At 32.3% G+C, this 24530-nt stretch carries 18 protein-coding genes and 3 tRNA genes; 12 read left to right on the top strand and 9 right to left on the bottom strand.

The window, feature by feature from the left end:
* The first annotated feature begins 5 nt into the window (after positions 1–5).
* Positions 6–1196 (top strand): THUMP-like domain-containing protein, encoded by a 1191-nt coding sequence (locus tag OS191_RS01240; protein ID WP_267153888.1) that lies wholly within the window; start codon positions 6–8, stop codon positions 1194–1196.
* 31 nt (positions 1197–1227) lie between these two features.
* Positions 1228–1884 carry an HAD family hydrolase gene (locus tag OS191_RS01235; RefSeq protein ID WP_267153887.1) on the top strand — a complete coding sequence of 219 codons (657 nt, stop codon included), beginning with the start codon at positions 1228–1230 and terminating at the stop codon, positions 1882–1884.
* A 201-nt stretch (positions 1885–2085) separates the two neighbouring features.
* Here the strand turns inward: OS191_RS01235 and OS191_RS01230 are convergent.
* From OS191_RS01230 to OS191_RS01215, 4 genes are all read right to left on the bottom strand, one after another.
* Positions 2086–2159: transfer RNA gene (locus OS191_RS01230), tRNA-Arg, on the bottom strand.
* Positions 2160–2174: 15 nt separating this feature from the next.
* Positions 2175–2249, bottom strand: a tRNA-Pro gene (locus OS191_RS01225).
* Positions 2250–2280: 31 nt separating this feature from the next.
* Positions 2281–2365 (bottom strand) — tRNA-Ser (locus OS191_RS01220).
* A gap of 92 nt (positions 2366–2457) precedes the next feature.
* On the bottom strand, positions 2458–4506 hold the full coding sequence (locus OS191_RS01215) for an HD family phosphohydrolase (RefSeq protein ID WP_267153886.1): 2049 nt from the start codon (positions 4504–4506) through the stop codon (positions 2458–2460).
* Positions 4507–4634: 128 nt separating this feature from the next.
* On the opposite strand from OS191_RS01215, the gene OS191_RS01210 reads away from it, so the two are divergent.
* Positions 4635–5813 carry an acetyl-CoA C-acyltransferase gene (locus tag OS191_RS01210; protein ID WP_267153885.1) on the top strand — a complete coding sequence of 393 codons (1179 nt, stop codon included), beginning with the start codon at positions 4635–4637 and terminating at the stop codon, positions 5811–5813.
* An 18-nt stretch (positions 5814–5831) separates the two neighbouring features.
* Positions 5832–6581, top strand: a complete 750-nt coding sequence (locus tag OS191_RS01205) for a C40 family peptidase (protein WP_267153884.1) — start codon at positions 5832–5834, stop codon at positions 6579–6581.
* A 54-nt stretch (positions 6582–6635) separates the two neighbouring features.
* Here OS191_RS01205 and OS191_RS01200 read toward each other — a convergent pair whose 3' ends face one another.
* Positions 6636–7880, bottom strand: a complete 1245-nt coding sequence (locus OS191_RS01200) for a tetratricopeptide repeat protein (RefSeq protein ID WP_267153883.1) — start codon at positions 7878–7880, stop codon at positions 6636–6638.
* A gap of 32 nt (positions 7881–7912) precedes the next feature.
* The gene (gene gyrA / locus OS191_RS01195; RefSeq protein ID WP_267153882.1) at positions 7913–10465 is read right to left on the bottom strand and encodes a DNA gyrase subunit A; all 2553 of its coding nucleotides are present in this window, start codon (positions 10463–10465) and stop codon (positions 7913–7915) included.
* A 257-nt stretch (positions 10466–10722) separates the two neighbouring features.
* Between gyrA and OS191_RS01190 the strand changes: the two genes are divergently transcribed.
* Both OS191_RS01190 and OS191_RS01185 read left to right on the top strand, forming a co-directional pair.
* Positions 10723–13272, top strand: a complete 2550-nt coding sequence (locus OS191_RS01190; RefSeq protein WP_267153881.1) for an ATP-dependent Clp protease ATP-binding subunit — start codon at positions 10723–10725, stop codon at positions 13270–13272.
* 106 nt (positions 13273–13378) lie between these two features.
* On the top strand, positions 13379–13750 hold the full coding sequence (locus tag OS191_RS01185; protein ID WP_267153880.1) for a hypothetical protein: 372 nt from the start codon (positions 13379–13381) through the stop codon (positions 13748–13750).
* Here OS191_RS01185 and hutH read toward each other — a convergent pair.
* Positions 13747–15255, bottom strand: a complete 1509-nt coding sequence (hutH, locus tag OS191_RS01180; RefSeq protein ID WP_267153879.1) for a histidine ammonia-lyase — start codon at positions 15253–15255, stop codon at positions 13747–13749. The two genes, OS191_RS01185 and hutH, sit on opposite strands and share 4 nt — an antisense overlap.
* A gap of 126 nt (positions 15256–15381) precedes the next feature.
* Between hutH and OS191_RS01175 the strand changes: the two genes are divergently transcribed.
* Positions 15382–16416 (top strand): TlpA family protein disulfide reductase, encoded by a 1035-nt coding sequence (locus OS191_RS01175; RefSeq protein WP_267153878.1) that lies wholly within the window; start codon positions 15382–15384, stop codon positions 16414–16416.
* A gap of 57 nt (positions 16417–16473) precedes the next feature.
* On the opposite strand, the gene OS191_RS01170 is transcribed toward OS191_RS01175, so the two are convergent.
* On the bottom strand, positions 16474–18018 hold the full coding sequence (locus tag OS191_RS01170) for an NAD(P)H-hydrate dehydratase (RefSeq protein ID WP_267153877.1): 1545 nt from the start codon (positions 18016–18018) through the stop codon (positions 16474–16476).
* Between the two features lie 73 nt (positions 18019–18091).
* Here OS191_RS01170 and OS191_RS01165 point away from each other — a divergent pair, with 73 nt between their 5' ends.
* The 3 genes from OS191_RS01165 (at position 18092) to OS191_RS01155 (ending at position 20621) form a co-directional block, all read left to right on the top strand.
* Positions 18092–18607 carry a GNAT family N-acetyltransferase gene (locus OS191_RS01165; protein WP_267153876.1) on the top strand — a complete coding sequence of 172 codons (516 nt, stop codon included), beginning with the start codon at positions 18092–18094 and terminating at the stop codon, positions 18605–18607.
* Positions 18608–18683: 76 nt separating this feature from the next.
* Positions 18684–19628 carry an alpha/beta fold hydrolase gene (locus OS191_RS01160; protein ID WP_267153875.1) on the top strand — a complete coding sequence of 315 codons (945 nt, stop codon included), beginning with the start codon at positions 18684–18686 and terminating at the stop codon, positions 19626–19628.
* 177 nt (positions 19629–19805) lie between these two features.
* Positions 19806–20621: an alpha/beta hydrolase gene (locus OS191_RS01155; RefSeq protein ID WP_267153874.1), complete on the top strand. Its 816-nt coding sequence runs from the start codon at positions 19806–19808 to the stop codon at positions 20619–20621.
* Between the two features lie 56 nt (positions 20622–20677).
* Here OS191_RS01155 and OS191_RS01150 read toward each other — a convergent pair whose 3' ends face one another.
* On the bottom strand, positions 20678–22312 hold the full coding sequence (locus tag OS191_RS01150; RefSeq protein ID WP_267153873.1) for an aminopeptidase P family protein: 1635 nt from the start codon (positions 22310–22312) through the stop codon (positions 20678–20680).
* A 201-nt stretch (positions 22313–22513) separates the two neighbouring features.
* Between OS191_RS01150 and gcvT the strand changes: the two genes are divergently transcribed.
* Both gcvT and OS191_RS01140 read left to right on the top strand, forming a co-directional pair.
* Positions 22514–23596, top strand: a complete 1083-nt coding sequence (gcvT, locus tag OS191_RS01145) for a glycine cleavage system aminomethyltransferase GcvT (RefSeq protein ID WP_267153872.1) — start codon at positions 22514–22516, stop codon at positions 23594–23596.
* A 3-nt stretch (positions 23597–23599) separates the two neighbouring features.
* Complete coding sequence (locus OS191_RS01140) at positions 23600–24514, top strand: glutaminase (protein ID WP_267153871.1); 915 nt, start codon at positions 23600–23602, stop codon at positions 24512–24514.
* Positions 24515–24530: the final 16 nt, after the last annotated feature.

Genomic DNA, 24530 nt, shown 5'->3' with positions numbered 1-24530 from the left:
AAACTTTGAACGAAAGCATTTTAAATATTGACAGTCAGTTATTTATAAACAACAACTTACATGCTGATACAGCAACTTTAGTACTAAAGAAACACCAAAATTTACAAGTAGATATTAAAGTTCTGATTGAACAAATTGAAGCAAAAAAACGCTGTTTTAAAAAACTTCCAACCTGGTTTGAAACGCCAAATATTTATTATCCAAACAAATTAAATATTGAACAAACCTCTTCTGAAATAACAGCAGATTATAAAGCCGGTCTTATCTCAGGAAACACCTTAATCGATTTAACTGGAGGCTTTGGTGTAGATTGCTTTTATTTTTCGAAAAGCTTTAAAACTGTTACGCATTGTGAAATAAACAGCAAACTCTCTCAGATTGTAACACATAATTTTAAGCAATTAAACGTTAAAAACATCAATACAGTTGCTGTAGATGGTATTTCTTTCTTAAAAAATACGAATTCAAATTTCGATTGGATTTATTTAGACCCTTCAAGAAGGCATGATAGCAAAGGAAAAGTGTTTTTTTTGAACGATTGTCTACCAAACGTGCCAGAACATCTAGATTTATTATTCGAGCATTCTAAAGGGATTCTGGTAAAAACATCGCCATTACTCGATGTTTCTATTGGAATAAACGAATTAAAACACGTAAAATCAATCCATGTTGTTGCAGTAAATAATGAAGTAAAAGAATTGCTTTGGATTTTAGAGAAAGATGCTATTGAAAACGATATTCTTATTAACACAGTAAATATTACTAATGCTAAGAAAGAGTATTTCAATTTTAACTTTAATAAAGAATCTATTGCTGAAACTGAATATAGTCTACCACTATACTATCTTTTTGAACCAAATTTGGCCATTTTAAAATCTGGAGGATTTAATAGTGTATCAGAACAATTTCAATTAAAAAAACTACATCAGCATTCCCATTTATATACATCTAACGAAGAGATTGAGTTTCCCGGAAGGTCTTTTAAAATTGAACAAATTATACCGTATAATAAAAAGCAATTCAAAAAAACTAAAATTAGTAAAGCGAACATAACGACAAGAAATTTCCCAGAACCTGTAGAAAATATTAGAAAAAAGCTTGGTATAAAAGATGGAGGAAACACGTATATTTTTGCTACTACAAATTTAAAGGATGAGAAATTACTAGTTATTTGTTCTAAATTATCTAAAAAATGAAAGCTTCAGTATCTTTGAAAAAAAATCACACATGTTAAAAGCTGTATTATTCGACATGGATGGGGTTATTGTAGATACAGAACCTTTACATCATAAAGCCTATTATGGCATGTTTAATCAATTTAAAATTGATGTAAGCGAAGCCCATTATCAATCGTTTACGGGACAATCTACCATAAATGTTTGTAGAAATCTATGTACTCATTTTAGTCTTAAAAATAATCCTGAAGATTTAGTAAAAGCAAAGAGAAATATATTCAAAGATTTATTTAAAAACGACCCTGATTTACAACTTCTAGATGGTGTTTTAGATCTAATTAAAGAGTATCATGAAAATGGCTTAACACTAGTTTTAGCATCATCTGCTTCTATGGGAACTATAGAAAGTGTTTTTACCCGCTTTGATTTAGATCCATATTTTCTCGCTAAGTTAAGTGGAGCCGATTTAAAAGCTTCTAAACCACATCCTGAAATTTTTATTAAAGCAGCTGCAGTTAGTGGGTATCATAAAAATAATTGCTTGGTAATTGAAGATTCTACCAATGGCATTCAAGCAGCTCATGCTGCCGGCATATTTTGTGTTGGCTATAAAAGTATTCATTCTAAAAATCAAGATTATAGCAAGGCAAACCATGTTATAAACGATTTTAAAGAGATTAGTTATAATCGTGCTAAATTGCTTCTATAATAAAGAAAGGCCTGCAAAAAAAACATATCTGCAAGCACTTTCTATTTCCCCACGCTAATTAAAATAATCACTTCATAAATAATTTTTTTAGAAGGATTAAAAAAACACCTACTATCGGGTAATTTATGTTATAGTTTCTTTTTAAAAAATTAGAAACTTATTAAAACAAAAAAGCCTCACTATTTCTAGTGAAGCTTTTTGTGAGCCCGACAGGATTCGAACCTGTGACCGCCTCCTTAGAAGGGAGGTGCTCTATCCAGCTGAGCTACGAGCCCGTAACTCTAATTTTGTCGGGGTGGCAGGATTCGAACCTGCGACCTCCGCGTCCCAAACGCGGCGCGATAACCGGGCTACGCTACACCCCGAAACAGTTATCTGTTTTAATCTATAAAATTGCGGAGAGTGTGGGATTCGAACCCACGCGACAGTTACCCGTCGACAGTTTAGCAAACTGCTCCATTAACCACTCTGGCAACTCTCCCAATATTTAATGAACTTTGCAATAAAATTGCGGATGCAAATGTAACTCAAACTACTTAAGAACGCAACTATTTTTTTTAATATTTTAAATATTTATTCTGGATATTCAATTCGTAAATGATAAATGTTTGCAAGCTTGCGCTTTAGCACTTTTTTAATAGATTGAATTTCTTTAAAAGTTATATTCGCATTTAAGAATTGTTCGTCCACCATTTGCTTATTTATAATTTTTTCTACAAAAGCATCTATTTTAATAGAGGTTGGCTCTTTTAAACTTTTGGAAGCTGCTTCTACACTATCGCACATCATTAAAATAGCTGTTTCTTTACTAAAGGGTTTTGGTCCAGGATATTTAAATAAATTTTCATCAATAGTAGCATCCATATCTTTTTCCTTTTTATAAAAATAATATACCAAGCTAGTTCCATGATGCGTTCTAATAAAATCGATAACACGATCCGGTAAATTGTTTTTCTTTGCTATTTCAATTCCATTAATTACATGATCTATTATAATTTTAGCACTTTCTTTTGAAGACAGTTCGTCATGTGGATTAATTCCTGTGGATTGATTTTCTGTAAAGTAAGTTGGGTTCATCATTTTTCCAATATCATGATACAAAGCTCCTACCCTAACCAACATGGCATTAGCACCTATTTCGTTTGCTGATGCTTCGGCTAAATTAGCCACGTTTAAAGAATGATGAAATGTTCCTGGAGCTTTGTTAGAAAGCTCCTTTAAAAGCTTTGTATTGGTATCTGAAAGCTCTAAAAGTGACACATCTGAAACTAATCCGAAAAGCTTTTCATAAGCATAGATTAAAGGCTGAACAAATAAGGTGGCTAAACCACATAACACGAACAAACCAAAGGTTTCCCATTTTAACGATTCGACACTACCTTCATGAATAACAAAAAATGCGAAGTATGCAATAATATAGATTAGAGTAATTTGTCCGACAGATATAAACAGATTGGCTCGTTTATAAAGTTCTGATACCGTTAAAATGGTTACTATTCCAGCAATTATTTGAAGAAACATATACTCATAGCTGTTTGAGACAATAGAACCCAGCAAAAGCACTGTAATAACATGTGTGAACAAACCCAATCGAGCATCGAAAAATGCTTTTAAAACCAAAGGCAAAATACATAATGGAACAACATAAATGTATTGCGAATTATAGTTAATAACCAAGGTCGTTATTAAAACCATTAAAAATACATTAAAAAAGATAAATGTTACTTTAGTATTATTTTGAAAAATGTCGTTTCTGTATTTTCTTAAAAATAAAAGCAACATTAATAAAGCCAAAGAAACCAATAATGTATAAGCAAAAACAATCCAATAATAATTGGATTTGGTCCATACTTGAGATTCATATTCAGATTCCAGAGATTTTAACTTTTGATACTTGTCTCCTTCAACGACTTCTCCTTTGGAGATAATTAATGTTTCTTTTTCGACACTTCCTCTGGTGAATGAAATTTTTTCTAAATCGCTTTGTAAAGCTCTTTCAGTAAATTCTTTATCATAGCTAAGGTTTGGTTCAATAATTTCAAAAAACAAAGCAATAAAGGGCTTCTGAAACTGAACTAGATCTTCTTTAGCCAATTCTTTAGTTACAATGTTTTTAATATTATTTTGTTTTACCAAATCAGAATATCTAACGGTTTGCTTTTCAGTTCTCCCTTCTAAAAGAATGGCTTTTTTATCGACAGAAAAATTATAATCCTCATCTAAAACACCATTAGCATATAACTTATCTAAAATATTTAAACCAAGATTATTTAATTCGCTTTTATAGGTAGTTATCAAAGAATCTGGTAGTTCTAGCTTAAATTCAGATTTATATTCAGATATTACTCGTTCTAAAATTCCAGATTCTACATTAAAATATAAATTGGCTTTATCTGTAATTTCTTTTTTTTCCGTTTTAATTTCTTCATCTGTTTTCTTAATAGCAAAATCGAATGGTGCGTATAAGTTTTCAGATTGCCAAGGCTTTCCTCTTTCAAAATTATATTTAAACTTACCACTCTTAGGAAATAAATAAACAATTAAAAATGTGGTACTTATAAAAAGAATCAGCTTATAAGCCAAAGAATGGTTTCTATATAGAAAATTAATAAAGTCTTTCATTGATTAGGTTCAAGTATTCAAATGTAATAAAAATAACAGCGAATTAGACGACTTATAATAAGGGAAACATTCTAAATTCTATTAAAAATTGATTAATTTCGCATCATTAAAAATTAAACCCACAGAAAATGAGCAAAGAAGTTGTAATTGTATCTGCCGCAAGAACGCCAATAGGAAGTTTCTTAGGCGCTTTATCCACTATTCCTGCACCAAGATTAGGTGCTGTAGCAATTAAAGGTGCTTTAGATAAAATAAACCTAAACCCAAATTTGGTTCAAGAAGTTATTATGGGAAATGTGGTTCAAGCTGGAACTGGTCAAGCTCCTGCTAGACAAGCAGCTATTTATGCAGGCATTCCAAATACAGTTCCTTGTACTACGGTAAATAAAGTTTGTGCTTCTGGTATGAAAAGTGTTATGCAAGCTGCTCAAGCCATTGCTTTAGGAGATGCTGATATTATTATAGCTGGTGGCATGGAAAACATGAGTTTAATTCCACATTATTATCATGCACGTACAGGAACAAAATTTGGACCTGCTAAAATGGAAGATGGTATGCAAAAAGACGGTTTAGTTGATGCTTACGATAATAATGCCATGGGAGTTTGTGCTGATGCTTGTGCAACAGAATATAAATTCTCTAGAGAAGATCAAGATGCTTTTGCTATACAATCATATACAAGATCGGCTGCCGCTTGGGAAGCTGGGAAGTTTAACAATGAAGTAGTTCCTGTAGAAGTACCTCAACGTCGTGGTGATGCGATTATAGTTTCAAAAGATGAAGAATTTAGCAATGTTAAGATAGATAAAATACCTGCTTTACGTCCTGCTTTTACAAAAGACGGAACGGTAACAGCTGCTAATGCCTCAACCATAAACGATGGTGCTGGAGCCATGGTCTTAATGAGTAAAGAAAAAGCTTTAGAATTAGGCTTAAAACCATTGGCAACCATAACAGGATATGCTGATGCTGCTCACGAGCCAGAATGGTTTACTACGGCACCTGCTAAAGCCTTGCCTAAAGCTTTAGATAAAGCTGGAATTTCTTTAAGCGATGTAGAATATTTTGAATTCAACGAAGCCTTTTCTATTGTTGGTTTAGCAAATATGAAAATTTTAGGTCTAAACGATAGTAATGTAAACGTTAATGGTGGTGCTGTTTCTTTAGGTCATCCACTAGGATGTTCTGGAGTTAGAATTTTAATTACTCTATTAAATGTTTTAGAACAAAACAATGCTAAAATTGGTGCAGCAGCCATTTGTAATGGTGGTGGAGGTGCTTCGGCAGTTGTTATTGAAAGAAACTAATCCTGATATTTATTATTAATGCAATACGGAATTTGTAATTTAAGCATTGTTCCTTTAAGATTAGAACCTACCGATACTAGCGAATTAGTTTCGCAAGTATTGTATGGCGATTATTTTAAAGTACTTGAGCAACGTAAGTCTTGGAGCAAAATCCGTCTTGGTTTTGATAATTACGAAGGTTGGATAGACAACAAACAATATGTTGAGATTTCTGAAGAACAATATCAAACGCTTCATTTGGAAACGCCAATTCTTTCAAAAGATTTAGTAGAATTTGTAGAAGATAAAGAGAAACAACTTTACGCCATTCCACTTGGAGCATCCTTAAATGGTCTTTCAATTCTTGGTCATACACATGATGGTAACGTTTTTCGAGATTTAAAACCTAAATCGAATATTCTAGAAACAGCTTTTATGTACATAAATTCCCCATACCTTTGGGGAGGAAAAACACCTTTTGGAATTGATTGTTCTGGGTTTACACAAATGGTTTATAAACTAAATGGGTATAAATTATTGAGAGATGCTTCTCAACAAGCAACTCAAGGTGAACCTTTAAGTTTTATTGAAGAAAGCGAACCAGGTGATTTAGCCTTTTTTGATAATAGCGAAGGACAGATTGTTCATGTTGGAATTATTATGAAAGACAACTACATTATTCATGCACATGGAAAAGTAAGAATAGATAGGTTAGACCATTCTGGAATCTACAATCATGAAAGGCGTATGCACACTCATAAATTAAGAGTTATAAAAAAAGTGATATAAAAAAAGCTGCAAATTAATTTGCAGCTTTTTTTAAATTCTATACTCCAAATAATTTTAATTTCCTCCTAAAGATTCTACTGTAGCTTTCATAGCTTTATACTTGGCTGTATCTCCTGTTGCACTATAAATATTTAATAGTGTTTTTGCAGCATCTACATTTGTTGGATCTGTTTTCATTACAGACTCTAAATACGGAATAGCACTTTTATAAATTTCAGTACGTTTTAATTTTAATTCATCATAACGTTTGTTATCTGCAGTAGAACTTCCAAGGCTATTCATTTCTTCAATTATACCTTTTTCCTGATCTAAAATCATGGCTGCCATATTAATTTCAGCATTGGTATAAGTTGGATCTAACTCTATGGCTTTATCATAATATTTCTTAGCAGAATCAAAATCGCCAGATTCCTGAGACATCACACCTAAATTAAATTGTAATTCAGGATTGTTTGGATCTTTTTGTGTTGCTTCAGTCAATAATTGCTTAAATTTCTCTTTATCTCCTGTTTGGAAATATAAGTTTGCTTGAGAAATTAACAAGTTTAAATCGTCTGGGTTTGTTTCTCTTGCTTTGGTCATGGCTGCTAAAGCTTTATCATTTTCACCTTTACTAGTGTAAATTAACGCGATGTTTTTAGCAATTTCCCCTTGTTTGGATTCCGTATTACGTTGTCCAGGCTTTAAGTGCGTTCCAGCTTTAACAGATAAATCTCTAATAGATTTACTTTGAAAAATTTCTTCTTTGTCTGTTTCTTTATCTATAGCAAAGTATTCTTTTTCAACACCTGTATAACCTAAATCGTCTAATTCTTCGAATAACACTAAAGCTCTATCAAATTCTTGAACTCCTGTTGCAGTAATAGCAGCATAGTATAGGTATAACGTATCTTTGGTTGAAACTCTATAAGCATTTTCAAAGTTTTTAGATGAGACACTAAAATCCTTACTTTCATAAGCATCGTTAGCTTTTTTAACAAAAGATTCAATCATCGTCTTTTTTAATTCGGCAGTTTCAGCTTCTAAATCTCCTTTAACTAAACCTAAACTTTTTAATGCTTTGGTAACATCATCATTATTTGCAGATCCATTAGCGTATAACGCTTCAGCATTCAAATAATAATAATCAGCTTTGTATTTATCTTCCATGCTAGATGGATCTAGCTGATCTAATATGGATTTAGCTTCAGCAAAATTATTACTCTTTATTGCTTTTTCAACAGATTTTAATTCTTTTTTTTGTGCAAAAGAAAAGGTAGTTACAGTGATTGCTAAGGCAACTATAAATTGATTTTTCATTGTAATTATTATTTAATTATTTTGATTTATGTTTATTCTTCTTCTTGAGAATTATCAAGAGTTGTGCCATCTATGTTTTCATCATCATTTTCAGAATCGATAGGAACAATAACATTTCCATCTTCATCTAATTCAACTTCATCCTCATCATGCATTACTTTTGCAACAGCAGCAATAGAATCGTTTCCTTTAAGGTTAATAAGTTTAACCCCTTGCGTGGCTCTACCCATCACTCTTAAATCCTGAACAGCCATTCTAATAGCAATACCAGATTTGTTGATAATCATTAAATCATCACTATCAGATACATTCTTAATAGCTACTAAGTTGCCTGTTTTTTCAGTTATAGATATAGTTTTTACTCCTTTTCCTCCACGATTAGTAATTCGGTAGTCTTCTAGACTAGAACGTTTACCATAACCGTTTTCTGAAACAACAAGAATATCGCTTTCCATATCGTCTACAGCAATCATACCAATTACTTCGTCAGTTTTTTCGTTAGCTAAACGGATCCCTCGAACTCCAGAAGCATTTCTTCCCATTGGGCGTGTTTTTGCTTCTTCGAATCGGATGGCTTTTCCAGATTTTAATGCTAACATTACTTGACTTTCACCTGTAGTTAATTTTGCTTCTAATAATTCATCGTCTTCCTTAATAGTTATGGCGTTAATTCCATTAGCTCTAGGTCTTGAATATTGTTCTAAAGAAGTTTTCTTTACCTGTCCTTTTTTAGTAGCCATGATTACAAAGTTATTATTTATGTAATCTTCGTCTTTTAAATCTTGAGTACAGATAAAAGCTTTAACAGCATCGTCTTGCTCAATATTTATTAGATTTTGAATAGCTCGTCCTTTAGAAGTCTTACTTCCTTCTGGTATTTCATACACTCGCATCCAGAAACATTTTCCTTTTTGAGTGAAAAACAACATATACTGGTGATTGGTACCTACAAATAAGTATTCTAAGAAATCTTCATTTCTAGTGGTTGACGCTTTTTGTCCAACGCCTCCTCTATTTTGAGTTTTGTATTCAGTAAGTGATGTACGTTTGATATATCCTGCATGCGAAATAGTAATAACCACTTTTTCGTCTGGAATCATATCTTCAATACTTAAGTCTCCTCCTGCATATTCTATAACCGAACGACGTTCATCTCCATACTTATTTCTAACTTCTTCTAATTCTGTTTTAATAATTTCCATACGACGTTCTTTTTTATTAAGAATGTCTTTTAAATCTTCTATGGTAATCATCAAGTCATTGTACTCTGTACGTAATTTATCTTGTTCCAGACCCGTTAACTGACGTAAACGCATTTCTACAATGGCTTTTGCCTGAATTTCTGAAAGTTTAAAACGTTCAATTAACTTCTCTCGTGCTTCATCTGCATTTGAAGACGCACGAATAATTGCTATAACTTCGTCTATATTATCTGAAGCAATAATTAATCCTTCAAGAATGTGAGCCCGTTCTTCCGCTTTACGTAATTCGTAAGTGGTTCTTCTTACTACTACATCGTGTCTGTGTTCAACAAAATAATGAATAAGTTCCTTTAAGTTTAACAATTGAGGTCTCCCATCAACCAATGCAATATTATTAACACTAAAAGATGATTGTAAAGCAGTGTATTTAAAAAGTTTATTTAAAACTATGTTAGGAATGGCATCACGCTTTAATACATAAACAATGCGCATTCCGTTTCTATCAGACTCATCTCTAATAGAAGCAATACCATCCATTTTCTTCTCATTAACCAAATCAGCAGTTTTTTTAATCATATCTGCTTTATTTATTTGGTAAGGAATTTCTGAAACGATAATACACTCTCTTCCTTGAACTTCTTCAATAATGGCTTTTGCTCTCATGACAATTCGTCCTCGTCCTGTATGAAAAGCTTCTTTTACACCATCATATCCATATATTGTTCCCCCTGTAGGAAAATCTGGAGCCTTAATGTATTGCATTAATTCATCGATTTCAATGTCATGATTATCGATGTATGCTATAGTTCCATCAACCACTTCAGTTAAGTTGTGAGGAGGCATGTTAGTAGCCATACCTACAGCAATACCAGACGCACCATTAACTAAAAGCCCTGGAATTCTGGTTGGTAAAACGGTTGGTTCTTGTAAGGTATCGTCAAAATTTAATTTATGATCAACAGTTTCTTTATCGATATCTGCAAGCATATCTTCCGATATTTTACGCATACGGGCTTCCGTATAACGCATTGCTGCTGGACTATCTCCATCAATAGATCCAAAGTTTCCTTGTCCGTCTACAAGCATGTAACGTAAACTCCATTCTTGAGCCATACGCACCATTGCATCATAAACAGATGTATCACCGTGTGGGTGGTACTTACCTAAAACTTCCCCAACAATTCTCGCTGATTTTTTGTGAGCTCCTGTTGCTCTAACACCTAGTTCATGCATCCCATAAAGAACACGTCTGTGAACTGGTTTTAGGCCATCTCTTACATCTGGTAAAGCACGTGACACAATGACTGACATTGAGTAGTCAATGTAAGCCGATTTCATTTCATCTTCAATGTTAATTGGAATGAGTTTTTCTCCTTCTGCCATATATAATTTTAATTAGTTCTTTTCAAGTTTTCAAATCGTGCTAATATAACCAATTCGGCAGTTATAGTAAGTCTTTCTTATGGTTATTTTGAAGATTTTTATTAACAATTTAATCCTTCTTATTTAATAAGTATGCTGTTAAATATTTTGATTTTATTAAGTTTTTTTTGTCTATTAGCACAAAAGCTATATTTTAAGGTATGGTTTTTGTTTTTAGTTAGATGATTTAATTATTTTAATGAAGAAAGGATTAATATATGGATGATAATTTTTCCCCAAGAGTAAAAGATGTTATTGCTTATAGCAAAGAGGAAGCATTACGTTTAGGTCATGATTTTATTGGCACGGAACATTTAATGCTCGGTTTGCTTCGCGATGGAAATGGCAAGGCCATTAACATTTTAAATGCACTAGAAATTGATTTAAATCATTTAAGACGCAAAGTAGAGATATTAAGTCCTGCAAATCCTAATGTAGCTGTAGTTTCTAACGAAAAAAAGAATTTACATTTAACTAGACAAGCAGAACGCGCCTTAAAAACAACTTTTTTAGAAGCAAAATTATTTCAGAGCAACTCCATTAATACTGCTCATTTATTATTGTGTATATTAAGAAATGAAAACGATCCTACAACAAAGCTATTAAATAAGCTAAAAGTAGATTACGATAACGCAAAAGAACAATTTAAGTTTATGATAACGAACGAAGAAGATTATATAGAACCAAAAGCAGAGTCGTTTCAAGATGATGATTCTAATATGGATGACGATACCTCTAAAGACAACTTGTTTAATACGCCCTCCTCGAAAGCTAATAAAAAATCTAAAACACCTGTTCTAGATAACTTTGGTCGCGACTTAACAGCTATGGCTGAAGAAGGAAAATTAGACCCGGTAGTTGGAAGAGAGAAAGAAATTGAACGTGTCTCTCAAATTTTGAGTAGAAGAAAGAAAAACAACCCACTTTTAATTGGAGAACCAGGGGTTGGTAAATCGGCTATTGCCGAAGGTTTAGCAAATAGAATTGTAAAGCGTAAAGTATCTAGAATTTTATTTAACAAACGTGTGGTTACTTTAGATTTAGCCAGTCTGGTTGCAGGAACTAAATATAGAGGACAGTTTGAAGAACGTATGAAGGCTGTAATGAACGAGCTTGAAAAAAACGATGATATCATTCTGTTTATCGACGAAATTCATACCATAGTTGGTGCTGGTGGGGCAACTGGAAGCTTAGATGCTTCTAATATGTTTAAACCTGCCTTGGCACGTGGAGAAATTCAATGTGTTGGTGCAACAACCTTAGATGAATACAGACAGTATATTGAAAAAGATGGTGCTTTAGAACGTCGTTTTCAAAAGGTTATTATAGAACCTACAACGGTTGAAGAAACCATTGAGATTCTCAATAACATTAAAGACAAGTACGAAACACATCATAATGTCGATTATACTCCTGAAGCTATTGAAGCCTGTGTGAAATTAACTAACAGATACATGACAGACCGTTTTTTACCAGACAAAGCCATTGATGCTTTAGATGAAGCTGGTTCTCGTGTTCACATAAAAAACATCAATGTGCCAAAACAGATTTTGGAACTTGAAAAGCTGCTTGAAGATGTTAAAGAGTCCAAAACTTCTGTAGTTAAAAAACAGAAATATGAAGAAGCTGCTAAACTTAGAGACGACGAAAAGCGTTTAGAAAAAGAATTAGCCATTGCTCAAGAAAAATGGGAAGAAGACACCAAATTACATAGAGAGGTAGTAACAGAAGACAATGTAGCAGATGTAGTTTCAATGATGACAGGTATTCCTGTTAATAGAATTGCTCAAACTGAAAGCAATAAATTAGCCCAATTACCAGAATTGATAAAAGGAAAAGTTATAGGTCAAGACGAAGCTGTTGCAAAGGTAGTTAAAGCAATACAGCGTAATCGTGCTGGACTTAAAGACCCAAATAAACCAATTGGTTCGTTTATATTTTTAGGACAAACAGGTGTAGGTAAAACACAATTAGCTAAAGTGTTATCTAAACAATTATTCGATAGTGTAGATTCGTTAATTAGAATAGACATGAGCGAATACATGGAGAAGTTTGCTATTTCAAGATTGGTTGGAGCACCTCCAGGATACGTAGGTTATGAAGAAGGTGGGCAACTAACTGAAAAAATTAGACGTAAACCATATGCTGTAGTACTTCTAGATGAAATTGAAAAAGCGCATCCAGATGTATTTAATATGTTACTACAAGTTTTAGATGATGGCTTTTTAACTGATAGTTTAGGAAGAAAAATTGATTTTAGAAACACCATTATTATTATGACTTCTAATATTGGTTCCAGAAAACTTAAAGATTTTGGAACTGGAGTTGGCTTTGGAACTGCATCTCAAAAAGCACAAGAAGATGCCAATGCAAGAAGTGTTATTGAAAATGCACTTAAAAAAGCATTTGCTCCAGAATTTTTAAACAGAATTGATGATGTTGTCGTATTTAACGCTTTAGAAAGAGAAGATATCGATAAGATTATAGATATTGAATTAGAAACTTTAATTCTACGTATTAAATCTCTTGGCTACACACTTAAATTAAGCAAAAAAGCCAAAGACTATATTGCAGACAAAGGTTTTGATAAACAATATGGAGCTAGGCCTTTAAAAAGAGCTATTCAGAAATATATTGAAGATAAATTAGCCGAAGAAATAATCAATTCTAACATACAAGAAGGAGATATTATTTCTATGGATTTAGATACAAAATCTCAAGAGTTAACAGTAAAAATTGAAAAGTCTAAAAATAAAACAGAATCCTAATTATTAGACCTTACTATACTTAAAAACGTGATTAATATTTTTTAATGGCGTTTTTCAATTTTGTAAGTGTTTATTTATTAATTTTACTTTTATTATTATTTTTAAAATGTCTAAAACGCTTACATATCCTTTTGGCACTGTTTCAATTCACAATCACTATTTAGTTGCCGTTATGAATGAAGGAATTACTGTAAAACCGGATTTCAATCTGGTTTTAGAGGAAATAGTTGAAGCTAATTTTAAAAATAAAAATTTTGTTTACATCACACATCGAATCCATTCGTATTCTGTGGATCCTAATGTTTATTTTAGAACTTCTCAAATACCCAATCTAATAGGATTTGCTGTCGTTATAGGAAATAAGATTCGTTTGGACAATATTGAAGTAGAAAAAATGTTCTTATCCAAACCATTAAAAAGTTTTAAATCCTTAAACGAAGCAATTAATTGGGCAGAAACATTAATTAATAATACTTAGAATAACTCATTACTATCAATATTCATTGTGTCTAAAAACCAAATAGAGCTTTCTATATCCTTATATAATTCTCTATCGACTGATACAAAATTCACTTCCTTTCTATAAAAACTTAAAAAGCTCTCTATAAATTCTGAAGATTTTAGATACGTTCTCAAACTTAAAGCTTGAGACGCATTAAATAATTCAATAGCTAAAACACTTTTTACATTAGTCACTAATCTATAAGCCTGTGTGGCTGCATTGGCTCCCATACTTACATGGTCTTCTTGTCCATTACTAGAAACAATACTATCTATGCTTGCTGGAGAAGCTAATTGTTTATTAGCGCTTACAATACTTGCCGCTGTATATTGAGGTATCATAAAGCCTGAATTTAAGCCTGGACTATCTACCAAAAAGGCTGGCAATCCTCTTAAACCAGAAACTAACTGAAATACACGTCTTTCTGAGATATTTCCTAATTCTGCCATGGCAATTTTAAGGTAATCTAATGCTAAAGCTAAAGGTTGCCCATGGAAATTTCCGCCAGAAATAATTTCGTCTTCTTTGGAAAAAATATTAGGATTATCTGTTACCGAATTAATTTCAGTAATAAAGGTTTTTTCTACAAAAGCCAAAGTGTCCTTAGTGGCTCCATGTACTTGAGGCATGCATCTAAATGAATATGGATCTTGCACATGTACTTTTTCCTGATTGATTAATTCGCTACCTTCTAAAAACTCACGAACACGTTCGGCTGTCTTTAGTTGTCCATTATGTGGTCTAACCAAATGAACCAACTCATTAAAAGGCTCTATTCTTCCATCAAAAGCATCAAGAGAGATACTTCCTATCAAATCAGCAAAATAAGAGAGTTTATAAGATTCAAATAGTAAATGAATGCCATAGGCACTCATAAACTGTGTTCCATTTAAAAGCGCCAAACCTTCTTTAGACTTTAAGGTTATTGGTTCCCAATCAAACTTAGATAAAATTTCTTCGCCAGAAAAAGGCTTTCCTTTATATACCACTTCCCCTTTTCCAATTAAGGGTAATGCTAAATGAGCTAACGGAGCTAAATCTCCCGAAGCTCCCAAAGACCCTTGAGTAAAAATAACTGGATATACATTATTATTATAAAAATCGATCAGGCGTTCAACTGTCTGCAATTGCACGCCACTATGTCCATAACTTAAAGATTGTATTTTAAGTAGCAACATTAATTTCACAATTCTTTCAGGAACCTTTTCTCCCGTTCCACAAGCATGAGACATCATTAAATTCTCCTGTAACTTTGTTAAGTTATCTTTTGTAATCTTTACATTATACAAAGAGCCAAAACCTGTATTAATTCCATAAATTGGATCATCCTGGCTTGTTAGTTTTTCATTTAGATAAGTTCTACATGTATTAATTTTTTCTTTAGATTCTTCTGAAAGCTGTATCTGTTTGTTTTCAGTAACAATACTATGAAGTGTTTTTAAATCGAGTGTTTTGGTAGAAATATAATGAATGTTTTCCATGGTAATTTTAAATTGATTTCAAAATTCAACATTACAAATCTTTTATGCAAACATTTGTTAATAATTTACTGTAATGATGAATATTATAATTAATCTATTATTTTTGATGAAAATAAACACATAACAATGAAAAAAATTATATTTCTACTAAGTGCAATTGCAGTAATCTCTTGCCAAGAAGAACCTAAAGATTACGTGACATTTTCTGGAAAAATAACCAATAAAAGTAGTGATTCTATTGTTTTAAGAACTCGTGATTATTCCAAAACCATAAAAGTAAATGACGATGGTACATTTAGCGATACCTTAAAAGTTGAAACTGGAATTTATAACTTTTTTGATGGTAATGAAAGCACCAATCTTTTCTTAAAAAATGGTTTTGATATTAACGTAACTCTAGATACTAAAGAGTTTGATGAAACCATCAGCTATACTGGAACTGGATCAGAGCACAGTAATTTTTTAGCCGAAAGATCTTTAAAAGAAGAAAAATTATTAGATATGGACGAGTTAGCTTCCATATCAGAAATGGAAGATCTTGACAAGGCTTTGGACAATATTAAAACAGAATTAAATGAATTCTATGCTTCAAAAACAGGCATCGATTCGTCTTTAATAAATAGTGGTCTTAAAGAGATCGAGCCAATGCTAAAATTCTATAAAGGCTATTTAGCTGATGCTATTAATCTGAAAAAAGACTTACCAGCAGGCGCACCTTCTCCAACTTTTGTAGATTACGAAAATGTAGATGGCACTACAACTTCATTAGAAGATTTAAGAGGTAAATACACGTATATTGATGTTTGGGCAACTTGGTGTGGTCCTTGTAAAGCTGAAATTCCTTCATTAAAAGCTTTAGAAAAAGAATATCATGGTAAAAACATACACTTTGTAAGTCTTTCTATTGATGACGATAGATCTCATGGTGGTTCTTGGGATAAAGCTCGTGAAGACTGGAAAGCGATGATTGCCGACAAAGAATTAAGTGGTATTCAATTATTTGCTCCAGAAGGTTGGCAAACACCTTTTATTAAAGAGTATAAAATTAATGGGATTCCAAGGTTTATTTTAATAGATCCTGCTGGGAATGTTGTTACTCCAGATGCTCCAAGACCTTCAAGTGAAAAACTTAAAGAGTTGTTTAATAGTTTAGAAATCTAAACCTTTTTTATTAGAAATATGAAAGCCACTTGTAACAAGTGGCTTTTTTTATTTTTATTACTTGGTACTTTCTTCTTGTGTCTCTGGTTCTGGTTGCCAAAACAAATCTAAATAAGCATCTCCTAAGGTTTCAACTACCTGGCTAGCAATTAAACTTTGATAACCTGTTTTTTCAACAGCAATATCAGCCGATTTCCCATGTAAATAGACTCCAAAAATGGAAGCAACCAACGGGTTGTAGCCTTGTGCTACCAAACCTGTAATTACACCAGTTAAAACATCTCCTGTACCTCCAGATGCAAGTCCTGGGTTTCCGGTAGTATTTACATATAGTTTTTCCTCTAAAACGGTAATTGTATGTGCTCCTTTAATAACCACAATCACTTGATGTTTTTTTGAAAAAGCTTTTACTTTTTTTAGTTTATCAAAATCGTCTTTCCAAACTCCAATTAAACGTTCTAATTCTTTAGGGTGTGGCGTTAAAATAGTTCCTTCTGGAAGAAGTTTAATTAAGTTTTTCTTTTTTGACAACATATTAATAGCATCAGCATCAACAATTAAAGGCGATTTATTATTTCTAAGAAAATCTTCAAAGGCTTTAATGGTTTTGTTGTCTGTTCCCATACCAACTCCTATTCCAATTGCTGTTGAGTTAAAATCTAATGCAATTTTAGTTAGTATTTGTTCATCTGTATCTGTTAAAACCATGGCTTCGGGAAAAGAAGATTGAATGGTTTGATATCCACATTTAGGAACATAAGCTGTTATTAATCCTGCTCCTGAAGCTAAAGTAGCGCGACTAGCAAGCGTTACTGCTCCAATTTTTCCATAACTACCTCCAATTATTAAAGCGTGTCCAAAATGGCCTTTATTAGAATATTTTTTTCTAGGTTGATATAGCGAAATTACTTCAGTTTTACCAATGAGCTCAACTTCAGTTTCTGTTTTAATTAAAAACTCTCTATCTATACCAATATCCAAAGCTTCCCATTCTACAGAATATTTAGCCGTATCTGGTAAAAAAAATACTAATTTTGGTGATTGAAAACTCAGTGTAAAATTTGCCCACACAACGTCATCTTCATCTTTTGGCACTTGATCAGTATGTAAACCTGAAGGAATATCAATGGCTAATGTAAATGCTTTAGAAGCTCTAAAATGCTGAAATAACTGCTTTACCCATTCCCCTACTTCTCTATTAAGACCAATACCAAAAACAGCATCTATAATAATATCATCACTTTCAATTTGAGGAAAATCGTCTTTACAATCTAATAAAGTTGGCCAATTTTTAGTAACGTGTTTTATTTTATCATAATTATTTAAAAAATCTTTTGATCGTTTATCACTACAATTTACCACATAAGTATGTACATTATATCCATGAGTAATTAAATGTCTTGCAACCACTAAACCATCTCCGCCATTATTACCAATCCCACAAAACACATGAATAGGCACTTGAGCTCCCTGCATTTTTGAATGTAACCAATTAAAGATTTGGATCCCTGCACGTTCCATTAAATCAGTAGAAGTAATATTTTGTCTTTCGGCTGTTAATCTATCTCCTTCGTAAACTTGTTCTTTAGATAATATTTTCATTGAGGTTCAATTGATTTATATGAAGTAAAAATAATACTTTTGAAATCATAAACATACTTATTCTGTTTTTCTAATGACCACAATTGAAAAAGCAACCATAAAAGATGCTGAATTACTTTCAATAATAGGAAGACAAACTTTTATAGAATCTCATGGAAAAAGTGCTGCTAGAAAAGATATTTTAAATTATGTGGAGTCTAAGTTTACAAAAGTCATTTTTGGGACAGAATTAAAAGATAAAAACAATGTATTTCATCTTTTAAATTACAATCAGAAACCTATAGGCTATTCGAAAATAATATACAATGTGCCACAAGACAACATTCAATTTAAAAATGTTACAAAGCTAGAAAGACTCTATATTTTAGAAGAATTTCACCATTTAAAATTAGGATTAGAGCTTTTTAACTTTAATATTGAATTATCCAAAAATCACAATCAAGCTGGAATGTGGCTTTTTACTTGGATTGAAAACTACAAAGCCATTAATTTTTATAAAAAGGCTGGTTTTACAATTATAGGGAGTTATGATTTTAAAATTTCTGATACGCATTCGAATCCAAATCACCAGATGCTTTTAGTATATTAAATTACAAATGATTGCATTAACTTCGTTTTAAATGAAACGACTTTAAATGCCGTAAAAGTCTCAAAAAAGGAAGCAAATGAAGTTACTAATTAAAGGATTAAAAATTTTATCACTTATAATTATTTTAGCTATAATAGGTGTTTTTACCTTTTTTGGTTATCGAGACATCCATTTAAATATATTAAAAGAAAAATACACCAATTCGGCATCTTCATTCCTTTCTATAAATGGCATGGAGGTTCATTTTCGAGATGAAGGAGTCCAAACCGACTCCATTCCAATCATACTGATTCATGGTACTGGATCTAGTTTACATACATTTGATGTGTGGACCAATACTTTAAAAAAATCAAAACGAGTGGTTAGAATGGATCTTCCTGCATATGGCTTAACAGGTCCGTTTCCGGATGGCAACTATTCAATGACAGATTATACAGCTTTTTTAAAGAGTTTTTTGACAGCTCTAGATATAAAGCAATGTGTGCTGGCTGGCAATTCCTTAGGCGGACAAATAGCTTGGAACTTTACTTTAGAACAATCAAATATGGTTGAAAAATTAATTTTAATTGATGCAGCTGGTTATCCTATGAATTCTAAGAGTGTACCAATCGCTTTTAAATTAGCTAAAACGCCTGTACTTAAAAACTTGTTTACTTATATAACACCACGTTTTTTAGTAAAAACAAGTGTTGAAAACGTATATTTTGACACCTCGAAAGTAACAGATTCATTGGTTGACAGATACTTTGACCTCACTCTGAGAAAAGGAAATAGACAAGCTTTTATTGATAGATTTAACATGTCTGGAAATATAAATGCTTTTAATAATATCAAAAGCATACAACAACCAACATTGATACTTTGGGGAGCGAATGATTTATTAATTCCTATTGAAAATGCTTACAAATTTCATGAAGATTTACCTAATGACAACTTAGTAATATTGAATAATACAGGGCATGTTCCAATGGAAGAAAGTCCTCTTGAAAGTTTAGCTCCAATCCTTCAGTTTTTAAATTAAATTTATTAAATAATTCATATTAGATTGCAAACGACATCGTTAAAACTCAAAATCTGCAACCAACTCCAATTGAAATTCAAAATTTAGTGTATTTGTAATAGTTAATGTTTTAAATAGAAAGTTTAATTTCGTAAAAAACCAGCAATTATAACTTCAATGATTGTAAAAAATACATTTATGAAATATTTAGCCTATCTCATTCTTTTTACTCTTTTTTTAATTAATTGTGCCAACAAACCTCAATACAACGATCTCATTCCAGAACATGATAGTTTTAATATGGAATCTATAGAGGTTAATGAAACAAGAACAATCAACGTTTGGATACCCGATAACTATAAAGAAAGTGACATATCTTATCCTGTTTTATATATGCCAGATGGAGGTATTGAAGGTGAGGATTTTCCACATATAGCAAACACCATAGCCAAGCTTGTTAAAAGTAAAAGCATTCCTCCTATTATTCTTGTAGGGATTGCTAACACAGATAGACGCAGAGATTTAACTGGGTTTTCAGAGACAGAATACGACAAACAGTTTGCACCACAAACAGATGGTGCCAAAAACTACAGAAGTTTTATTTCTAATGAATTATTTACTGAAATAGGAAAACGCTACAGAGTAACTGATAAAAAAGGTCTCGTTGGCGAATCGTTAGCTGGGCTTTTTGTGGTTGAAACCTTTTTAGTAACACCTGAGATATTCGATTTTTATATCGCTATGGATCCGTCTTTATGGTGGAACGACAAATATTTAACGACTAATGCTCAAAATTATTTAACAAATTTTCCAGATAAGCATATCAAATTTTGGTTTGCAGGTTCAGATGCTGTAGATATATCAAATAGCACAAAAAAGCTAGCGAGCATTTTAACAATCAATGCTCCCGAAACTCTAACGTGGACCTATTCTGATGAGCCGAACGAAAAACACCACACCATTTTTAGAGCCACCAAAGAGAAAGCTTTTATATGGGCTTTAACCAATAAGTAAATTTGAACAAAAGTTATATAATCTATAAGAATGCTTTTTTTGATAAAGGATTTGAATTAATCTAAATCAGGTAAAATAAAACCCTCTAAAACACTTTTTTCTTTCATTAGCTTTTCTATGTCTTCCGATTTTCTAGGAGCTTCAGCAGAAAGATTTATTGGTCCGTTTTCAGTAATTAAAATATCGTCCTCAATTCTAACTCCAATTCCCCACCATTTTTCATCGCAATCGCTTCCTTTAGGAATATAAATTCCAGGTTCTACTGTAATTACCATATTTGCTTGGAAAGGGCCAAATAGTCCAGCATCGTGCACATCTAACCCTATATAGTGCGAGGTGCCATGTGGAAAATATTTTCTAGATTCTTCTTCAGATTTTATCACACCTAACTCCATTAAACCCTTGGTGATTATTTCTCTTCCAACTGTATCTGTAGAATGATGTGGATTACCAACAACTGCTGCTGCAATACCTGCTTCTTGAGCCTCATAAACCAAATCGTAAATAATCTTCTGCTCTTTTGTAAACTTTCCATTAGCAGGAATAGTTCGGGTAACGTCTGCTGTATAGCCATGATATTCTGCTCCCAAATCCATTAAAACCAATTCGTTTTCAACATGCATTTTACTGTTATCGATATAATGTAAAACACAAGCGTTATTCCCTGATCCTACAATACTAGGATAGCCCTCGTATTCACTACCATATTTTTTATAAACAAATTCGTGAACCCCTTGAATTTCGGTTTCAGACATTTTTGGATGTATGGCTTTCATCACTTCTCGTTGTCCCATGGCTGAAATTCTAACAGCTTTTGTTAATAATACCATTTCTTCTGGAGTTTTTATCTGTCTTAATTCTCCCATGATGGTGGATAACGTTTTAATATCTAAATTACTTTTTGGAGTTTCAGCTTCTATTTTTAGAACTTGCTGTTTTAATTCTATCCTTGTGTTGTTATCTGTAGTATTTACATATTCTGAAATAATTTTATCTTCTTTCAATTCTGGATAATACGCTATGGCACGACCTAAATCTTTAACGACATGATCACTGTTTTCAACCTCACTTTCTTTAATCATTTGATAAGCTCTGTCTTTCATTGGATTTGAAAAAGCTTCTTCTTTATAATTAGCTTGCTTTTTAAATGTTTCAACCAAACTATACAAATCGGATTTCTCTCTTTTTGATTTTCTATAATCATTTTCGAAATTAAAAAACATCACTTTATCAAAAGCGCTATAATCTATACCTGAATTCTCAAAATCTTCCCCGAAATATGCCATTTCAAACCCTAATTTATTTTTAGCACCTTCAACCCCTAAACGGTTGCCATCATAGAGTTCCATACGTGCATTTCTACCTTGTACAAAAAGCATCTCATTATATATTATTCCTTCGGTATTGGTTTGGTTCTCAGAAAAAATAACAAGCACAGCATGTGGTTCTTTATAACCTGTTAAATAATAAAAATTTGGGTCTTGATGGTAAATATAATTTACATCATTAGCACGGTTTCTAATAGGATTTGCAAATAAAACAGCCACACTATTATTAGGCATTTTTTTTCTAAAAGCCTCTCTCCTGTTTTTATGAAATTCTGTAGTTAGATAATCAGTTGGATTGCCTTCTTGGGCAAAAACAATTATGGATAATAAAAAAACACTCAAAGAGATAACTAACTGTTTCATGATGGTTGGTTTTTTAGAACTACCTAAATTAATATTTTATCAGCTGTTTTTAGGATAAGCTTATTAAAATTTAACAAATTTTTAAAGATATATTAAGGGGTTTTAGATTGAACAAAATAGATTTATTTCAATACTTTTGCTTAACAACTTTATTTTAATTTATATAATTTCCGTCTTCACGGAAATAAAAACATATTTTCAATGAAAAACACAGCTTTAACATCCACTCACGAAGCTCTTGGAGCAAAAATGGTCCCTTTTGCAGGATTTAACATGCCCGTTCAATATGAAGGCGTAAATATAGAACATGAAACCGTTAGAAAAAACGTTGGTGTATTTGATGTATCGCATATGGGCGAATTTTTAATTGAAGGGCCACATGCTTTAGAACTTATTCAAAAAGTATGTAGTAATGATGCCAGTAAATTAACCATAGGAAAAGCCCAATATAGTTATTTACCTAATGAAGATGGTGGTATTGTAGACGATTTAATTATTTATCGTTTAAAAGAAGAAACGTATTTGCTGGTTGTAAATGCTGGTAATATTGAAAAAGATTGGAATTGGATTTCGTCAAAAAATGATGTTGGAGCCACCATGAAAGATTTAAGTGAAGACTACTCTCTATTAGCTATTCAAGGGCCAAAAGCTATTGAAGCTATGCAAAGTTTAAGCAGTCATGATTTATCTAAAATAAGCTTTTACAATTTTGTAGTAGGCGATTTTGCTGGAATTGAAAATGTGATAATTTCTGCAACTGGTTATACTGGAAGTGGCGGATTTGAAATCTACTGTAAAAATAGTGAAGTTAAACAAGTTTGGGACAAAGTATTTGAAGCTGGAGCAGAATTCGGTATCAAACCCATTGGTTTAGCTGCTAGAGATACCCTCCGTTTGGAAATGGGGTATTGTTTATATGGAAACGACATCGATGATACCACCTCTCCTTTTGAAGCAGGTTTAGGTTGGGTCACTAAATTCACGAAAGAGTTTACTAATTCTAAAGCTTTAGAAGCAGAGAAAGCACGTGGTTTAGAAAATAAACTAGTAGCTTTTAAAATAGACGATCGTGGTATTCCACGACAAGGTTACGATATTGTAGATGGACAAGGTAAGAAAATTGGTCATGTAACCTCCGGAACCATGTCTCCTTCTTTAGGAATAGGTATAGGCTTGGGATATGTACCAAAAGTTTTTGCTGATGTAGATACTAAAATCCATATTCAAATTAGAAAAAATGCTATTCCTGCAACCGTTATTAAGTTACCGTTTTACAAAGTTTAATATATGATTGATTACCAAGATGTTTTAAATACTATCTACCAAGAAATTATTCAGGAAACAGAAAAAGGTGACATAGCCACATATATTCCAGAATTAGCAAACGTAGATAAAAGCACCTTTGGAATTCATTTACAATTAGTTTCTGGACAAGCCTTCTCAGTTGGAGATGCTGAAAAGAAATTTTCTATCCAAAGTATTTCTAAAGTTCTGAGTTTGGCCTTAGCCTTATCTCGTGTAGGTATAGATTTATGGGATAGATTGGATGTAGAACCTTCCGGTAATCCCTTTAATCATTTATCATTATTAGAGTTAGAGAAAGGCATTCCTAGAAATCCTTTTATCAATTCGGGAGCTATCGTAATTGCAGACATGTTGGTATCTTTATTAGAGCATCCTAAAGAGGATTTCTTAGATTTTGTTAGAGATTTAACTGGAGACGACACCATTGATTACAACAATAAAGTAGCCGATTCTGAAATGCAAACAGGCTTCAATAATTTTGCTGCTGCAAACCTTTTAAAGTCATTTGACAATCTAAATAATGATGTAGCCGATGTATTGGATTTCTATTTTCATCAATGTTCTTTAGAAATGACTTGCGCTCAGCTTACAAAGGCTTTTTACGTTTTTGCTAATCAAGGACATTGCTTAAAAGAGAAAACAAGACTTACAAAAAGCCAAGCCAAACGTATCAATGCCATTATGCTTACTTGTGGTTTTTACGACGAAGCAGGCGAATTTGCTTTTGAAGTTGGACTGCCAGGAAAAAGTGGTGTTGGAGGAGGAATTGTTGCCCTACTTCCTAACGAGTTTGTTATATCGGTTTGGGCTCCAGGTTTAAACGAAAAAGGAAACTCTAAACTAGGGATGCAAGCTCTTGAAAAATTTACTACAAAAACCAATCAATCCATATTTTAATTAAAAATCTTCCGTT

It is taken from the genome of Xanthomarina sp. F2636L (genome assembly GCF_026410195.1).
Lineage (GTDB): Bacteria > Bacteroidota > Bacteroidia > Flavobacteriales > Flavobacteriaceae > Xanthomarina.
This window is presented reverse-complemented; position numbering and strand designations above follow the sequence as displayed.

What these genes read in the sequence shown, in the direction of transcription:
- OS191_RS01235 (WP_267153887.1), top strand. Translation starts at nt 1,228, where the DNA reads ATGTTAAAAGCTGTATTATTCGACATGGATGGGGTTATTGTAGATACA.
- OS191_RS01215 (WP_267153886.1), bottom strand. Translation starts at nt 4,506, where the DNA reads ATGAAAGACTTTATTAATTTTCTATATAGAAACCATTCTTTGGCTTAT.
- OS191_RS01210 (WP_267153885.1), top strand. Translation starts at nt 4,635, where the DNA reads ATGAGCAAAGAAGTTGTAATTGTATCTGCCGCAAGAACGCCAATAGGA.
- OS191_RS01205 (WP_267153884.1), top strand. Translation starts at nt 5,832, where the DNA reads ATGCAATACGGAATTTGTAATTTAAGCATTGTTCCTTTAAGATTAGAA.
- OS191_RS01200 (WP_267153883.1), bottom strand. Translation starts at nt 7,880, where the DNA reads ATGAAAAATCAATTTATAGTTGCCTTAGCAATCACTGTAACTACCTTT.
- gyrA (WP_267153882.1), bottom strand. Translation starts at nt 10,465, where the DNA reads ATGGCAGAAGGAGAAAAACTCATTCCAATTAACATTGAAGATGAAATG.
- OS191_RS01190 (WP_267153881.1), top strand. Translation starts at nt 10,723, where the DNA reads ATGGATGATAATTTTTCCCCAAGAGTAAAAGATGTTATTGCTTATAGC.
- OS191_RS01185 (WP_267153880.1), top strand. Translation starts at nt 13,379, where the DNA reads ATGTCTAAAACGCTTACATATCCTTTTGGCACTGTTTCAATTCACAAT.
- hutH (WP_267153879.1), bottom strand. Translation starts at nt 15,255, where the DNA reads ATGGAAAACATTCATTATATTTCTACCAAAACACTCGATTTAAAAACA.
- OS191_RS01175 (WP_267153878.1), top strand. Translation starts at nt 15,382, where the DNA reads ATGAAAAAAATTATATTTCTACTAAGTGCAATTGCAGTAATCTCTTGC.
- OS191_RS01170 (WP_267153877.1), bottom strand. Translation starts at nt 18,018, where the DNA reads ATGAAAATATTATCTAAAGAACAAGTTTACGAAGGAGATAGATTAACA.
- OS191_RS01165 (WP_267153876.1), top strand. Translation starts at nt 18,092, where the DNA reads ATGACCACAATTGAAAAAGCAACCATAAAAGATGCTGAATTACTTTCA.
- OS191_RS01160 (WP_267153875.1), top strand. Translation starts at nt 18,684, where the DNA reads ATGAAGTTACTAATTAAAGGATTAAAAATTTTATCACTTATAATTATT.
- OS191_RS01155 (WP_267153874.1), top strand. Translation starts at nt 19,806, where the DNA reads ATGAAATATTTAGCCTATCTCATTCTTTTTACTCTTTTTTTAATTAAT.
- OS191_RS01150 (WP_267153873.1), bottom strand. Translation starts at nt 22,312, where the DNA reads ATGAAACAGTTAGTTATCTCTTTGAGTGTTTTTTTATTATCCATAATT.
- gcvT (WP_267153872.1), top strand. Translation starts at nt 22,514, where the DNA reads ATGAAAAACACAGCTTTAACATCCACTCACGAAGCTCTTGGAGCAAAA.
- OS191_RS01140 (WP_267153871.1), top strand. Translation starts at nt 23,600, where the DNA reads ATGATTGATTACCAAGATGTTTTAAATACTATCTACCAAGAAATTATT.